Below are 15,266 nucleotides of genomic sequence, written 5' to 3'. Positions count from 1 at the left end.
GATGGCCGGAAGTGAACGGCGGGTGAACCCCTGCCGTCAGCCCGGTGAGGTCACGGAATGCTTACGGGGAGGGCACGTGGAGGTTCCAACCTTTGGGTTGCACGCACACATATTCGACGTTCTTAGCTCGTTCGGGGGAACCCCGCCGCACGCACCGTCGTCTCGTTCCAGGAGAGCCGAGGAAAGGCGACGGACATGGAACGGCGTACGTTCATCTCGGGCGGCGCGGCCGCCCTCGCGACGACCGCACTGACCGCGTGCGGTGCGGACGGGGACCACTCCGCCTCCGCGACGGCGCACAGCCGCACGCCGTCGCCCGGCTCATCGTCTCTTACCTCCCTGAAGACCACCAGCGCAGGCGCCGCCGCGAACTGGGCCGCCCTCGCCCGTGATCTCGACGGCACCCTGCTGCGGCCCGGCGACGCCTCCTGGAAGACGGCGCACCAGCTGTACAACACCCGTTTCGACGGCCTGAAGCCCGCCGCGGTCGCCTACGTCGCGCACGCCGCCGACATCCGTACGACCCTGAGCTACGCCCACGCGCACGGCATCCGGGTGTCCATACGCAACGGCGGCCACTCCTACGCGGGCTACTCCTCCGGCGACAACCGCCTGATCCTCGACGTCTCCAAGCTGAACCGGATCCGGGTCAGCGGCGGGCAGGCGGTCGTGGGCGCCGGCTCGAAGCTGATCGACGTCTACCGCGCGCTGGCCGCGAAGGGCGTGACCATACCCGCGGGCTCCTGCCCCACCGTCGGCGTCTCCGGCCTGGTGCTCGGCGGCGGCCACGGTGTCGCCTCCCGCGCCTACGGCCTGACCTGCGACAGCCTCACCCAGGCCACACTGATCACCGCCGACGGCACCCAGGTCACCGCCGACGCCACCCACCACTCCGATCTCTTCTGGGCGCTGCGCGGCGCGGGCAACGGCAACTTCGGCGTCGTCACCGAACTGCACTTCAAGACCCACGCGGCACCGCAAGCGGTCACCGCGTACATGACGTGGCCGTGGTCGAAGGCGGCCGCGGTGCTCAAGGCCTGGCAGGAGTGGGGCCCGACCCAGCCCGACGAGATCTGGTCCTCCCTGCACCTGGCCTGCTCCCCGGGCCGGACCCCGACCGTCTCGGTGGCCTGCTTCTCCCTCGGTACCTACGGCGAGCTGCAGACCGCCGTGGACCGCCTGGCCCACAAGGCCGGGGCGAACGCCTCCTCCGTCTCCCTGCGCCGCCGCGGCTACGAGGAGGCGATGGAGATCTACGCCGGCTGCTCCTCCTTCTCCACCGACGCCCAGTGCCATCTGCCCGGCTCCACCCCGGGCCGCTCCCCGCAGGGCAAGCTGGGCCGCGAGACCTACGCCGCCCGCTCCGACTTCTTCGACCGCTCGCTGTCCGCCGCGGGCATCCAGACCGTGCTGAAGCAGATCGCCTCGGTGCGGGGCGGCGCGGGAAGCATCGCGTTCACGGCCCTCGGCGGAGCGGTCAACCGGGTCTCCCCCACCGCGACGGCGTTCGTCCACCGCCGCTCCCGGATGCTGGCCCAGTACATCGCCTCCTGGGGCGCGGGCGCGTCCGGCGGCACCGCCCAGTCCTGGCTGACCGCGGCGCACGGCGCGATGAAGCCGTACGCCTCCGGTGCGGCGTACCAGAACTACACGGACCCCACGCTCAAGGACTGGCGCAAGGCGTACTACGGCGACGCGGCGACCCGGCTGGCGAAGGTGAAGAAGAGCTACGACCCGCAGCGCTTCTTCTCCTACGCACAGGGACTGTAGGCGCCCTGCCCCGCCGGGGCGGGGCGGGGGGGGTCGTTCGGAGTCCTGCGCGGGAGCGTTCGGCTACGCCGCGAGGTCGCGCTCCTCCGACTCCAGGGGCGTGCGGGTGCCGGGCAGCACGGCGTCCCGGTGCGCCCGCTCCGCCGGCCGCCGCCGCACGATCCAGCCGGCGCGCGGCGAACGCTCCACGGCCCGCATCAGCGGGGTGAGCAGTGCCGTGGCGAGCGGCGACAGCAGCAGGACGACCGCCGTGCCGAGGGCGAAGCCGCCGATGACGTCCGTCGGGTAGTGCACGCCCATGTAGACCCGGCAGAAGCCCTCCAGCAGGGCCAGTCCGATGCCGGCGAGACCGAACCTCCGGTTGGCGACGAAGAGTCCGACGCCGAGGGCCATGGTGATCGTGGCGTGGTCGCTGACGAAGGAGAAGTCGCTCTTGCCGGAGACGAGGACGTCCAGGCCCTGGTGGTCGACGAAGGGGCGGGGGCGTTCGACGAAGCCGCGGATCGGCACGTTCACCAGGACCGCGAGGCCGGCCGCGAGCGGGGCCCACACGAGCGCGGCCACCGAGGGCGCCGCCTCCTCGCCGCCGCGGCGCCGCACGGACCACCAGCACCACAGGATCAGCAGCACCATCGCGAGCAGCAGGCCGTATTCGCCCACGAACTCCATGATCCGGTCGAACCAGCGCGGGGCATCCTTGGCCAGGCCATTGATGTCGTAGAGCAGGTCGACGTCGGGGTTCGATCCGGATTCGGCGAGTACAGCCATGGTGCTGCGGCCCCTTCGTCGTCATTCCGGACGCACCGGGCGTGCGTCGGTCCTGCCCCCCGTGGTTCGTAGACCCGCTTCAGCTGCACTGCCGTACTGACGTCCGCTCGGCTACGTCAACAGGAACGCACAGCCACCATCAATACGTTCCACTCTCCACTGAATGATCACTCAGACGTTATCGAAGAGAGACTCATCTCCGCAGCTCAGGGGGTGGGTTCACGCTCGGTTCACACCGTCGTGGGGAGCGCTTTTGCGCCATCTTCGGTGACCCGTGTGGCGCCGAAGTAGTCGGGGGTGTCGATCGGGTCGAACCGGATCACCGCCCCCGACCTGGGCGCGTCGATCATGTACCCGCCGCCGACGTAGATACCCACGTGCCGGATGGCCCGGGAGTCGGTGAGGTCGTCCGAGAAGAACACCAGGTCACCGGGGAGCAGTTGGTCCCGTGAGGGGTGCGCGCCCGCGTTGTACTGGTCGTTGGCCACCCGGGGCAGGGTGATGCCGACCTTGTCGTAGGCGGCCTTGGTCAGGCCCGAGCAGTCGAAGCGTCCACCCTGGTCGGCGGTGCCGTTGCCGCCCCACAGATAGGGCGTGCCGAGCTTGCCCTGGGCGAAGGCGATGGCGCCGGCGGCCTGCCGGGTCGGGTCGAGCCGGGTGACCGGGGCGGCGAAGCTCTTCTCCAGGCTGCGGATGCGCTGGACGTAGTTCCGCGTCTCGCTGATGGCCGGCACCCCGCCCGCCCTTATGACGCGGTAGGCCCCCGCGTTGTAGGCGGCGAGCATGTTGTCGGAGGTGTTCCCGGGCACGTCCTTCACGTACTTGGCGAGCTCGCAGTCGTACGAGGCGGCCGACGGAATCGCGTCGTTCGGGTCCCAGATGTCGCGCTTGCCGTCACCGTTGCCGTCGATGCCGTGCGTCGCCCAGGTGCTCGGGATGAACTGGGCGATGCCGCGCGCGTCGGCCGGACTGACGACCGTCGGGTTCCAACCGCTCTCCTGGTACAGCTGGGCGGCGAGCAGCGCCGGGCTGAGCGCCGGGCACAGGTTGCCCCACTGCTGCACGAGCTGCTTGTAGGCGGCCGGTACGGCTCCCTTGGCCAGACCCCGGCCCCCGGAGGTCACTCCGTTGACGAGGTTCCCGGCGACGATGTACACCCCGACGACGAGCAGCATGACGAACCCCATGCCGAGCCCGACGGCCGCCCCACCGATCACCCATACCTTCCGCACGTTTCAACTTTCCCCCATGCGCGCGCGGTTCACGGCCATTTGGACGCGAAGTGGCGTCATTTCACAGATGGGAGGCCGGGAGTGACGCTCTCTCAGTCGCGCGGCCGCCGGCGCCCGCCCGGATCAGGAGGCGTTCGACGCGTCCCGGTACAGCTCCGCCGCCTCGCCGCCGAGGACCACGCTGTAGGAGACGTCCGCCGTGGCGCCGCCCTTCTCGTGGCCGCCGAGGACGCCGACGACCCGGCCGTCGCCGTTGACCCAGGGGCTGCCGCTGGTGCCGCCGGTGAGGTCGGGGCAGTCGATGCGCTGCTGCGTACGGCTGTGCGGGGCCGGCTTGTTGGTGCACCGGACGGGCACCTCCCGGGAGTCCGGGTACCCGGTGACGGTCACGGCGGTGGCGCCGGTGGCCGTCCCGGTCGCGAACCGGTCGGCGCCGACCACGTCCTCGACGTGCCGGCCGTCCGGTCCGGCGACGGTGGCGAAGGCGAGGTCGCTGTCCTCGTCCCGGCCCCCGGTCCAGCCGTCGGGCAGGAAGCGCCGGGTCACCCGCCACACCCCGTACGGCGCCCGCCCGTCCCGGTAGCCCGGCACGAACACCAGGTCGCCGTCGGGTCCGTCCACGCAGTGGGCGGCGGTGACGATCAGGTCGCCGCGCGAGCTGTGCACCACCGACGCGGTACAGAAGTGGCCCCCGGCGAGCCGGTCCGCCCGGTCCTCGGCGAAGAGCGCGCCCACCCGGACGCTCTGCCGGGTCACGGCGGCGTCCGCGGTGACCCCGAGGGGCCCCGGTCCGCCGTCGGCGGCGGCCACGGAGGCCGAGGTCAGAGCGAGCAGCACCACGGCACCGAGCAACGCGGGACGCGAGGTGACCGAGCTGCGTGAGATGCGCTTCATCAGGCCCCACTCTGTCCCACGAAGGTGGGATTCCCGCGCCGGCTTCACCCAGAATTTCCAGTGAGTCCCCGCCTTCCCGCCACCGCTGGGGCTCATGCACGGGGAGTCGGCCGGGTACGGGTTGTCATCGGACGGTCGTGGACAGGCCCCACCTCACACCCGTCAGTTCCTCCGAGAGGGTCCACAGTCGGCGGGCCGCCTCCGGGTCGCTCGCCGCCGCGCTGCGGCCGACCAGGGTGGGGGCACCGCGCATCTCGCCCAGGCCGTCGGGGCCGACGTAGGCCGCTCCGGGCAGGTCCTGGCTCGCCGCGTAGAGGGTGGGCAGGGCGCCGGCCCTGTCGTCCTGGGCGAGGAACCTGTTGCCGGTCCGCATCAGCACCCGGACGACCGGGTTGGCGGCGTGGTTCTGCAGGTTGGTCGCGGACCAGCCGGGGTGGGCCGCCAGGGCGCGCACCCCGGATCCGGCCTCGGTGAGGCGGCGCTGCAGCTCCAGGGTGAACAGGAGGTTCGCCAGCTTGGACTGGGAGTAGGCACGCTGGGGGCCGTAGCCGCGCGTCAGGTTGACGTCCTCGAAGTCGATCCGCCCGTCGCCCATGCGGTGCGCGGCGGACGCCACGGTCACCACCCGGTCGGTCACGTAGGGCAGCAGCAGGTTGGTCAGCGCGAAGTGGCCGAGATGGTTGGTGCCGAACTGCATCTCGAAGCCCTGCTTCGTCCGCTGCTCCGGCAGCAGCATCACGCCCGCGTTGTTGATCAGCACGTCCAGCGGACGGTCCCAGCCGGCGGCGAACTCGTGCACCGAGTCCAGGTCGGCCAGGTCCAGCCGGCGCACCTCGGTGCTGCCGCCCACCTTCGCCGCCGCGGCGCCGCCCCGCCCGAGGTCCCGTACGGCCAGCACCACGTGCGCACCGGCCCGGGCCAGCGCCTGGGCGGCGGTGAGGCCGATACCGCTGTTGGCACCGGTGATCACGGCGGTGCGGCCGCTCAGGTCGGGGAGGTGGGTCGCGTTCCACTTGGCGCGCTCGCCGCGCGCTGCGCTCGTCTCGGTCATGACGCCAATGTAGGCAGCAGCAACAATGCTGTCAATGACAACAATGATGGCAGTGCCAACTATATTGGCGCCGACTACATCGAGATACGATGGCGCGCATGTCCCGCATGTCCCCGTCACCCGCGAACCGCCCCTACCACCACGGGGACCTGCGCGCCGCCCTGCTCGAAAGCGCCGAGCGCACGCTGCGCGAGAAGGGCGCGGGCGCGCTCTCGCTGCGCGAGATGGCGCGCGACATCGGCGTGAGCCACGCCGCCCCGGGCCGGCACTTCAAGGACAAGCAGGCCCTGATCGACGCCCTCGCGCTCGACGGGTACGAGCGCCTGAACGAGGCCCTGAGCAGCGCCGCCGACCTCCCGGACCAGTCCTTCGAGGAGCGGATGACCGCGCTCGCCCGGGCCTACCTGGGGTTCGCCGTCGAGAACCCCGAGCTCCTGGAGCTGATGTTCGCGCGCAAGCACGACCCCGACAGCTCCGCCCAGCTCGCCGCCGCCGTGGACCAGTCCCTCGGCTCCTTCACGCGGATGATCGCGGACGCCCAGGAGCGGGGCGAGATCGTCCAGGGCGACCCCGAGCGCATCACCACCGTCGCCGCGGCGAGCCTGCACGGGCTGGCCGCGCTCATCGCCGGCTGCGCGCTCGACGCGGAGGAGACCCTGGCCGGCCTGGACGCCCACGTCCACCTGCTCCTGCACGGCCTCAAGCCCCGCTGACGGCAGGCCGATCCGCGTCGGCCCGGCACCCCGCCCCCCTGACGGGCCGTGAGAACATCGTCTCGACACCTCACCCGACCAGCCGTCAGAAAACGGACAAGGCCGTAGAGGGGGTCAACGACAGAACCACACGACAGGTTCCGGTCGGACCTCGTTGCCCGCGGTGACCTGCCGTGATACACAGAGTGACCGTACGCGCCATTCGTACGAAACCCGCCAGTCAATGACGTCAAGTCGACATACGTTGGCGGCGTTGTCGGCGACAATGAGGCCTGTCCTCTGCACACCGCAGGGGTGCTCGCGGAACTACCCACCAGGGGCGGTGACTTACATGCTCTTTGCGGCCGACAAGGGAGACATCAACACCATCATCGGCGGGATCGCTCCGGACTGGGGCCCCTTCGGCAGCCTGGGCAACGAGGCCAAGGTGATGATCGAGGTGGTCATGGCCGTGGCCATCCTCCTCTGCCTGGGCATCGCGGTGTGGGGTGCCGCCAAGCAGCGGATCGGAGCGACGGCTCTGCGCGACACGTTCAGCGCGGAACAGGGCAAGGGCCTCATCATCGCCGGTCTCACCGGTGTCTTCATCATCGGTTCCCTCGGCACACTGTTCACCATCGTGTACGGCATGGCGGTCTGACGCCCGTTCATCCGCGCCAACCGGCCGTCCCCTCCACCCCCACCCACCCGTCGTGCCCACCGGCTGAGGTTGCGTTTCCCTGATGTCGAGTCACCACACCGCGCCCGCGCGGGAACCAGCACGGCTACCGTCGTATGTCTACGAGGGTGAGGGGGCGCAGGCGGCATGAGTCTCGGAGACGAGCAGGGCTACACCGACTACGGCGACGCGGGTCACACCCGTACCCGGCTGCCCGAGGGCGACCCCTACGGCGGCGCTCCACGCCGCGGCGGCCGCCGCTCCTCCTCCCGGAGCCTGGTCACGGTGGTCGGTGTGGTCGTCCTCCTCATCGCGGCGATCGCCTTCGCGAACCGCGGCGACGACTCGTCGTCCGACCCCACGACGAACAAACAGCCCCAGCCGAAGGCGGCCGCGACGGCCCCCACCGGAACGAAGCCGGTACAAACCAAGACCGGCACCATCCCCTCCGGCTTCCCCCACACCCAACAGGGGGCGGAGAGCGCGGCGGCGAATTTCGCGATGGTACTGGGGTCTGACGGCATGTTCAGCACTACCGTGCGCCACCAGATCGTGCAGACCATCGCCGATCCCAGCACGGCGAGCAACCTCCAGTCCGGCTTCGACGCCGACTACTCGGCAGCCTTCTTGCAGAAGATCGGACTCAACGCCGACGGCAGCGCACCCAAGGACAACACCTTCGTCAACCGCACCATGCCGGTGGGCACCAAGACCACGTCCTACAAGAACAGCGCGGCCACGGTCGAGGTCTGGTGCAACGGCCTGTTCGGCATCGCCGGCGACAACTCGACCAATCCGGTGACGAGCAGCTGGTTCACCGTGAGCATGAAGCTGAGCTGGACCGACGGGGACTGGAAGGTCCGGGAGTCCAGCCAGAGGACCGGTCCCACTCCCGTCACCGGTGACAACCCGGTGTCCGGGGCCGACGAGATCAGCAAGGTGGTCAAGGAGTTCGGAGGCTTCACCTATGCCCGGTAGCCAGCACCGTACGCTCAAGCTCACCGGCCTGGTGGCCGCCGTCCAGACAACTGCCGTCCTCCTGGCCACGAGCGCGGCCGCGGCTCCCAAGCCGAAGCCCTCCAAGAGTGACGACCCCTGCTCCCTCATCGCGGGTCCTGCCAAGAAGTACTGCGAGAACGGCAGCGGCGGAGCCAGCAAAGGCACCACCCCCGGCAACCCCCTCACCGACACCCTCGACCCCCTCTCCTCGCTTGCCAAGGGGTGTGCCGACGCCGCTTCCTGGACCATCGGGAAGCTCAGTGACGCCGTGAAGGAGACCGCCAACGTCGACTTCACCAATGCCAAGTTCCTTCAGCAGTACGCCGTCGTGTTCGCCGCGTCCACGATCCTCACGCTCCTGCTGTGGCTGCTGGCCGTCGCCAAGCGAGCCGTCCGCGGTGTCCCCCTCACCACCGCCATCTCCGAAGCCGTCGGCTTCCTGTGGCTCACCGTGCTCGCCTCCGCCTTCACCCCCCTGATCCTCTACACCGTCGTCTCGGCCACCGACGGCGTCACGGACGTCCTCGCGAAAGCCACCGGGGACCAGACCGACACGTTCTTCGGCACCTTCTCCGGCGCCCTCGGCAAGGGCAACGACATCGGCGGCGGACCGATCATGCTGATCGTCGTCTCCCTGGTCAGCATCCTCGCCGCCGGCATCCTCTGGCTGGAGCTGGTCATCCGCGCCGCCCTCCTCTACGTCGGCGCCCTCCTCGGCACCGTCGTCTACGCGGGCCTGGTCGACAAGAACCTGTGGGGACACGTCCGCCGCTGGGCCGGCGTCATGATCGCCGTCATCCTCGTCAAACCGGTCATCGTGATCGTGCTCGGACTCGCCGGCGCCCTCTCCGGCGACAACGGCCCCGACGCCTTCTCCGCCGTCGTCTCCGGCCTCGCCATCATCCTGCTCGCCATCTTCGCCAGCGCGATGATCTACCGCTTCGTCCCCGGCTTCGGCGACGAGCTCGCCGGCTCCCGCAACAACCGCATCATGCAGGGCGCCGAGGGCAAGGCCGCGGCGGTCATCAGCTCCCCCGCCACCCTCGTCGCCCAGGGCATCAAGACCCACAGCACCCGCGCCGACAGCAACGCGGGAGCAGGCGGATCCGGCTCCCCGCGCCCGGCCAACCCCGCCAGCGGCGGAGTCGCCGCCCACAGCAGCCGTACCCCCGCCGGGGGCAACGGCGGAGCCGTCCCCTCCGCCGCGCCCGCGCCCCGCGCGCCCAGCCCGGTCAACACCCCGCACGCAAGCAACACCCGCAACAACCGCTCGGGAGGTGAAGGGCGTTGACGACCGAGTCCCACCTGTCCCATCCGGTCACGCCCCGCCGTACGTATCTGATCGGCCGCGCCCGGCCGAACGCGATCGTCGGCCGGAACCGCGAGTCCGGCGAGATCGCGCTGATCATCGCCGGCGCGTTCCTCGGCATGATGTGCGGACTCCTCGTCCCGGTCCTGTCCCTGCGGATCGTGCTGCTGACGGGCTTCCCGCTGCTCGCGCTCGCCGCGGTCTACGTGCCGTACAAGCGCCGCACCTTCTACCGGTGGTTCGAGATCAACCGCAGCTACAAGCGCACCGTCAAGCGCGGCGCCACCTACCGCTCCGGTGCCATGGACGCCGGCACCCGGATCGACGGACGGGAGGTGGAGATCGGCCCGCCCCCCGGCATCGGGCGCATCACCTGGCTCGCCGCCCCCTTCGGACCGGACGAGATCGCCGTACTGCTGCACGCCGACCGGAAGACCGTCACGGCCGCCATCGAGATCGAGGGCCCCGGCGTGGGCCTGCGCGACTCCGAGGACCAGGAGGCCCTGGTCGACCGCTTCGGCACGCTGCTCAAGCACGTGGCCAACGGCGACGGCTTCGTCACCCGGCTCCAGATGCTTGCCCGCACGCTGCCCGCCGACCCGGACGCGCACGCCAAGGACGTGGCCCTGCGCGGCGACGGCCGCTCCCCCGACTGGCTCCAGGGGTCGTACGAGCAGCTCCAGTCCATGGTGTCCACCAGCAGCGAGCAGCACCGCGCCTACCTCGTCGCCTGCATGCACTTCACCCGCGACCTGGCCGCCGAGGCCAACGCGATGGCCCGTGCCGTCCGCGCGCACGGCGCCAAGGTCGACCGGGACGCCGGACTGGCCGTGGTCATGGCCCGCGAGCTGACCGACATCTGCTCGCGGCTCCAGGAGGCCGACATCCGCGTCCGGCAGCCGCTCGGCCAGGGCCGGCTCGCCTCGCTGATCCACTCCATGTACGACCCGGACCACCCCATCGACCACATCCAGGCGATGACCCGGCGCAACGCCTGGCCGGCCGAGCTGGACGCCATGGAGCCCACCTACCTCCAGGCCAAGACCCGGGAGTCCAGCACCCGCGCCCCCTGGTGCCACGCCACCGCCTGGGTGAAGGAGTGGCCGATGACGCCCGTCGGCGTCAACTTCCTCGCCCCGCTCCTCGTCCACACCCCGGACGTCATCCGGACGGTCGCCGTGACGATGGATCTCGAGCCCACCGAGGTGGCCATCGAACGCATGCTGACCGAGAAGACCAACGACGAGGCCGAGGCCTCCCGCGCCGCCAAGATGAACCGGACCGTGGACCCCCGGGACATCGCCGCGCACAACCGCCTCGACCAGCGGGGCGAGGACCTGGCCAGCGGCGCCGCGGGCGTCAACCTCGTCGGCTACATCACCGTCTCCTCCCGCACCCCCGACTCGCTGGCACGCGACAAGCGCACGATAAGAGCCTCCGCGGGCAAGTCGTACCTCAAGCTGGAGTGGTGCGACCGTGAGCACCACCGCGCGTTCGTGAACACACTTCCCTTCGCCACCGGCATCCGAAGGTAGGGGCTGATTCGCCGATGCGGGATCCGCTGTCCGTCCTCACCGAGGCCTTCACCTCCTTCCTCTTCGGGAAGGTCGAGACGACCCGGCTGCCGGTGCGCACCTCCACGGGCCAGGCCCAGGCGGTCTATCTGCCCACCGCCGCGCCCGGCCTCGGCGACTCCGGCGTCATCATCGGCCGCGAGGTCTACTCCGGAAAGGGCTACATCTACGACCCGTTCCAGCTCTACGGCCAGCAGCTGCCGGCCCCGCACTGGCTCGTCCTCGGCGAGTCCGGCAACGGCAAGTCGGCGCTGGAGAAGACGTACGTACTGCGCCAGCTGCGCTTCAGGGACCGGCAGGTGGTCGTCCTGGACGCGCAGGGCGAGGACGGGGTCGGCGAGTGGAACCTCATCGCGCAGGAGCTGGGGATAACCCCCATCCGGCTCGACCCGACGGCCGCCCTGAACCACGGGATCCGGCTCAACCCCCTGGACCCCTCGATCACCACGACCGGCCAGCTCGCGCTGCTCCGGACGATCATCGAGGTGGCGATGGGCCACGGCCTGGACGAACGCTCCGGCTTCGCCCTCAAGGTCGCCCACAGCTTCGTCAACGAGACCATCCTGGACCGCCAGCCCGTCCTGACCGACATCGTCGAGCAGCTGCGGCACCCGGAGCCGGAGTCGGCGGAGGCGATGAACGTCGCCATAGACGACGTACGGGCCTGGGGGCTCGACGTCGCCCTGGTGCTGGACCGGCTGGTCGACGGTGACCTGCGGGGCATGTTCGACGGCCCGACCACGGTCGGCATCGACCTGGACGCGCCGCTGATCGTCTTCGACCTCTCCCACATCGACCGCAACTCCATCGCCATGCCCATCCTCATGGCGATCGTCGGCGTGTGGCTGGAGCACACCTGGATCCGCCCCGACCGGAAGAAGCGCATCTTCCTGGTCGAGGAGGCCTGGCACATCATCAACAGCCCCTTCGTGGCCCAGCTGTTCCAGCGCCTGCTGAAGTTCGGCCGCCGGCTCGGCCTGTCCTTCGTGGCGGTCGTCCACCACCTGTCCGACGTGGTCGACGGCGCCGCGGCGAAGGAGGCTGCGGCGATCCTGAAGATGGCGTCGACCAGGACGATCTACGCCCAGAAGGCGGACGAGGCCCGGGCCACCGGCCGGGTGCTGGGTTTGCCCAGATGGGCGGTGGAAATCATTCCGACGCTGACGCCCGGCATCGCCGTGTGGGACGTCAACGGAAACGTCCAGGTGGTCAAGCACCTGGTCACGGAGACGGAACGGCCACTGGTCTTCACCGACCGCGCGATGACCGAGTCCGCCAGCGACCTCACGGACGACGACGCCCTGCACGCGGCCGAGCTGGAGGCCGAGCAGCGGGCGGCGGCCTTCGTGGAGCAGCACCTCGGCGACTCGGAATCGACGGTGGCGTAGGGAGAGAACAGGGTGAGACCGGACGACCGCCGCGACGGCCAGGGCGGCATCCCCGACGGCCTGCTGGTCGGCATACTCGCGTTCCTCCTCGGCATGACCGTGCTCGTCTGGACGGCCACCGGACTGGCGGCCCTCTGCGCCCGGGGCGCCTGGCCCGACGGCGTCACGTTCACCCGCACCCCGCTCGCCATGCGCCATCTGATCGGCCGCCCGCACGACGTACCCGGTGCCTGGCCGGACACCCCGGCCAACCAGCTGTCCGGCTGGGGCCTGTTCTGGGGCCTGTTCATCGGCCAGCTGATGATCCTGCTCGTCCTCACCGTCTTCGCGCTGGGCGTGGTGACCCGCTGGCGCGCGGGTAAGACGCGGCGGGCCACCGACAGGGCGCACACGGCCGCTCCGACGCCCGCCGCGGCCCAGCGGCCCGCAGAGGCTCCCGAGCAGCCCCATGAGGTCCCCGAACCACGCCCGGAGCCGGTCCCCGAGTCACGGCCGACGGAGGCGGTGCGGCCGGCCGCCGCGGTGGAGGCAGTGGACGCGGCGCCGGCGGAGGCACCGCGACAGGCGTCCGCACCGGCCGCCCTGGATGCCGTCGCCGCGGACGCGGGGCGTGCGGGCACGTGGGAAGCACAGGAAACACCCCGTGACGAGGGCCCGGTGCGCTACGGCTCCCGGGAGACCCGCCGGCCGGCCGCCGCCCGGGCCGTACGGGACGCCGAGGGCCCGGCCCTGGTCGTCACCTCGAACCCGGCACTGTGGCAGGACACCAAGGACGCCAGGGCCAAGCTCGGCCCCACCCTCCTCTACGACCCCACGCACCTGTGCGACACCCCGGCCCGCCTCCACTGGTCGCCCACCGCCGGCTGCGAGGACCGCCAGACGGCGCTGAACAGGGCCACCGCCCTCCTCGGTCCCGTGCGGCCCACGGCCAGGATCGACCAGGCGGTGGCCGACACGGCGATAACCCTCCTGCGCAGCTACCTCCACGCCGCCGCCCTGGAGAACCGCACCGTCCGTCATGTCCACCGCTGGTCCCAGGGCACCCAGGTGCAGGACGCCGTACGCACCCTGCGCACCCACCCCAAGGCCGCGCCGGGCGCCGCCGGCGAGCTGGAGGCGGCTCTGACCGCGCATCCGGAACGCCGGGACATCGCCCAGGAGTTGACCAGCCGGGCGCTGTCCGCCCTCTTCACGGTCAATGTCCGCGAGGCATGCACTCCCCATCGAACTGATGCGCTCGCCTTGGATTCCTTCGTCCACGAAGGGGGCACGCTTTATGTGGTCGGTGAATCCATCGAGGACCCGCGGAGCAACCCCGGCGCGATGCCGCTCCTGACGGCCCTCGTCTCCAGCGTGGTCGAGCGCGGCCGGCGCATGGCCGAACGGTCATCCTCCGGTCGGCTCGACCCACCACTCGCGGTGGTCCTGGACGACATCGCCGCCGTCGCGCCCTTCCCCGAGCTGCCGGCGCTGCTCGCCGCCGGCCCGGGCCAGGGGCTGCCGACGCTGGTCCTGCTCCGCTCCCAGGAACAGGCCCGTTCCCGCTGGCCGCGGCAGGAGCTCCTGGCCCAGGAGCGGTCCGGGGGGCGTCCGGGGGTGGCCTAGGGCCGGCGCTCCAGGACGAACTCCCTCTCGTTCTCCCCTTCGTCCTTGGTGAACGCGACGACCAGCCCGCTCGGTACGAAGCCCACCTTGCGGTAGGCACCCTGCGCCCGCGCGTTGTCGGCGTGGACGAACAGCCGTACCCGCTCGGCGCCGCGCTGCCACGCCCATTCCACACCGGCGTCGAACAGCGCCTTGATCAGTCCGTTCCCCCGGTGCTCGGGGCGCACGAAGACGCCGACGACGTGCCCCTGCCGCCGCTCGACCGGGTGGCCGGCCCAGTCCTCCGTGCCGGCCTCCTCGACGAGCACGGTGACGGTGCCGGCCCAGGTGCCGTCCGGGGCCTCGGCGATGATCTGCCGGGCGGCGGACGAGCCCTCTCCGGAGCCGATCGCCCGGTCCTGCCAGAAGGCGTCCGTCCTGGCCGCGGCCTCGTCGTACGTCTCCAGGAAGGCGAGGTGGGCGACCGGGTCCTTCAGCGCGTCGAGGCGCAGCTGCCGCACGGCCGTCCAGTCTTCGGGTCGTATCGCGCGGACGGTGTAGTCGCTGGTGGGGGTGTTCATGCAGCTACGGTAGCCACGCCCCGCGGCATCTCTCACCTCAAATACCGGTGCCCGCTGTCAGTGCCCGCTCCTAGGGTGGGCGCATGACCACACTTCCCGATCGGCCGAACACCGCTGTCCTCGTCATCGACGTCCAGAACGGCGTGGTGGCGGACGCCCACGACCGCGACGGCGTCATCGCGAACATCAACACCCTGATCGACAAGGCCCGCACGGCGGGTGCACCGGTTGTCTGGGTGCAGCACTCGAGCGAGGAGCTGGAGCACGGCAGCGAGAGCTGGCGGTACGTGCCCGAGCTGACCCGCCTCGACGCGGAGCCGCTCATCCACAAGAAGTACGGGGACTCCTTCGAGGACACCGACCTGGAGACCGTGCTGGCCGAGCACAAGGTGGGCCGGCTCCTCGTCTCGGGTGCCCAGACGGACGCCTGTATCCGCTCCACGCTGCACGGGGCGATCGTGCGCGGCTACGACGCGACGCTGGTCTCCGACGCCCACACCACGGAGGACCTGACGAAGTACGGCGCTCCGGCACCGGAGCAGGTGATCGCCCACACCAACCTCTACTGGCAGTGGCAGAGCGCCCCCGGCCGGCAGGGCGGAACGGTGGAGACGGCAGAAGTAAGTTTCTGAACAACTCAACAACTGAACAACGCAGAAAACCCCCGCATCCGTGGATGCGGGGGTTTTCCCAAAGATTGTTCGGCGGCGTCCTACTCTCCCACAGGGTCCCCCCTGCAGTACCA

Annotated in this window: 14 protein-coding genes; 9 read left to right on the top strand and 5 right to left on the bottom strand. The window is 70.8% G+C overall.

The window, feature by feature from the left end; all coding sequences use genetic code 11:
* Positions 1–195 precede the first annotated feature (195 nt).
* Positions 196–1,770 (top strand): FAD-binding oxidoreductase, encoded by a 1,575-nt coding sequence (locus ACF08B_RS39170; protein ID WP_392321817.1) that lies wholly within the window; start codon positions 196–198, stop codon positions 1,768–1,770.
* Positions 1,771–1,833: 63 nt separating this feature from the next.
* Here the strand turns inward: ACF08B_RS39170 and ACF08B_RS39165 are convergent, their stop codons facing one another.
* The 4 genes from ACF08B_RS39165 to ACF08B_RS39150 all read right to left on the bottom strand — a co-directional run bounded on the left by ACF08B_RS39165 (position 1,834) and on the right by ACF08B_RS39150 (position 5,715).
* Positions 1,834–2,538 (bottom strand): phosphatase PAP2 family protein, encoded by a 705-nt coding sequence (locus ACF08B_RS39165; protein ID WP_392321816.1) that lies wholly within the window; start codon positions 2,536–2,538, stop codon positions 1,834–1,836.
* A 230-nt stretch (positions 2,539–2,768) separates the two neighbouring features.
* A complete protein-coding gene (locus ACF08B_RS39160; RefSeq protein WP_093476555.1) occupies positions 2,769–3,770 on the bottom strand; it encodes a bifunctional lytic transglycosylase/C40 family peptidase in 1,002 nt (333 codons plus the stop codon).
* Positions 3,771–3,893: 123 nt separating this feature from the next.
* Entirely contained in the window at positions 3,894–4,664 is a 771-nt protein-coding gene (locus tag ACF08B_RS39155; RefSeq protein WP_392321815.1) for a trypsin-like serine peptidase, read from the bottom strand.
* 124 nt (positions 4,665–4,788) lie between these two features.
* On the bottom strand, positions 4,789–5,715 hold the full coding sequence (locus ACF08B_RS39150; protein WP_392321814.1) for an oxidoreductase: 927 nt from the start codon (positions 5,713–5,715) through the stop codon (positions 4,789–4,791).
* Positions 5,716–5,813: 98 nt separating this feature from the next.
* Here ACF08B_RS39150 and ACF08B_RS39145 point away from each other — a divergent pair, with 98 nt between their 5' ends.
* The 7 genes from ACF08B_RS39145 to ACF08B_RS39115 all read left to right on the top strand — a co-directional run bounded on the left by ACF08B_RS39145 (position 5,814) and on the right by ACF08B_RS39115 (position 13,961).
* Entirely contained in the window at positions 5,814–6,428 is a 615-nt protein-coding gene (locus tag ACF08B_RS39145; protein WP_392321813.1) for a TetR/AcrR family transcriptional regulator, read from the top strand.
* Between the two features lie 331 nt (positions 6,429–6,759).
* Entirely contained in the window at positions 6,760–7,068 is a 309-nt protein-coding gene (locus ACF08B_RS39140; RefSeq protein WP_014673544.1) for a hypothetical protein, read from the top strand.
* Between the two features lie 165 nt (positions 7,069–7,233).
* On the top strand, positions 7,234–8,064 hold the full coding sequence (locus tag ACF08B_RS39135; RefSeq protein ID WP_392321812.1) for a hypothetical protein: 831 nt from the start codon (positions 7,234–7,236) through the stop codon (positions 8,062–8,064).
* The gene (locus tag ACF08B_RS39130; protein ID WP_392321811.1) at positions 8,054–9,376 is read left to right on the top strand and encodes a hypothetical protein; all 1,323 of its coding nucleotides are present in this window, start codon (positions 8,054–8,056) and stop codon (positions 9,374–9,376) included. Before ACF08B_RS39135 ends, ACF08B_RS39130 begins: the two co-directional genes overlap by 11 nt.
* A complete protein-coding gene (locus ACF08B_RS39125; protein ID WP_392321810.1) occupies positions 9,373–10,929 on the top strand; it encodes an SCO6880 family protein in 1,557 nt (518 codons plus the stop codon). Before ACF08B_RS39130 ends, ACF08B_RS39125 begins: the two co-directional genes overlap by 4 nt.
* 14 nt (positions 10,930–10,943) lie before the next feature.
* Positions 10,944–12,356: an ATP-binding protein gene (locus ACF08B_RS39120; RefSeq protein ID WP_093476546.1), complete on the top strand. Its 1,413-nt coding sequence runs from the start codon at positions 10,944–10,946 to the stop codon at positions 12,354–12,356.
* Between the two features lie 12 nt (positions 12,357–12,368).
* Entirely contained in the window at positions 12,369–13,961 is a 1,593-nt protein-coding gene (locus ACF08B_RS39115) for a type IV secretory system conjugative DNA transfer family protein (RefSeq protein ID WP_392321809.1), read from the top strand.
* Here the strand turns inward: ACF08B_RS39115 and ACF08B_RS39110 are convergent.
* Complete coding sequence (locus ACF08B_RS39110) at positions 13,958–14,521, bottom strand: GNAT family N-acetyltransferase (protein WP_392321808.1); 564 nt, start codon at positions 14,519–14,521, stop codon at positions 13,958–13,960. The two genes, ACF08B_RS39115 and ACF08B_RS39110, sit on opposite strands and share 4 nt — an antisense overlap.
* Before the next feature lie 83 nt (positions 14,522–14,604).
* On the opposite strand from ACF08B_RS39110, the gene ACF08B_RS39105 reads away from it, so the two are divergent.
* On the top strand, positions 14,605–15,153 hold the full coding sequence (locus ACF08B_RS39105) for a cysteine hydrolase family protein (RefSeq protein WP_392321807.1): 549 nt from the start codon (positions 14,605–14,607) through the stop codon (positions 15,151–15,153).
* Positions 15,154–15,266: the final 113 nt, after the last annotated feature.

It is taken from the genome of Streptomyces sp. NPDC015139 (assembly GCF_043079785.1).
Classification (GTDB): Bacteria; Actinomycetota; Actinomycetes; order Streptomycetales; family Streptomycetaceae; genus Streptomyces; species Streptomyces albidocamelliae.
This window is presented reverse-complemented; position numbering and strand designations above follow the sequence as displayed.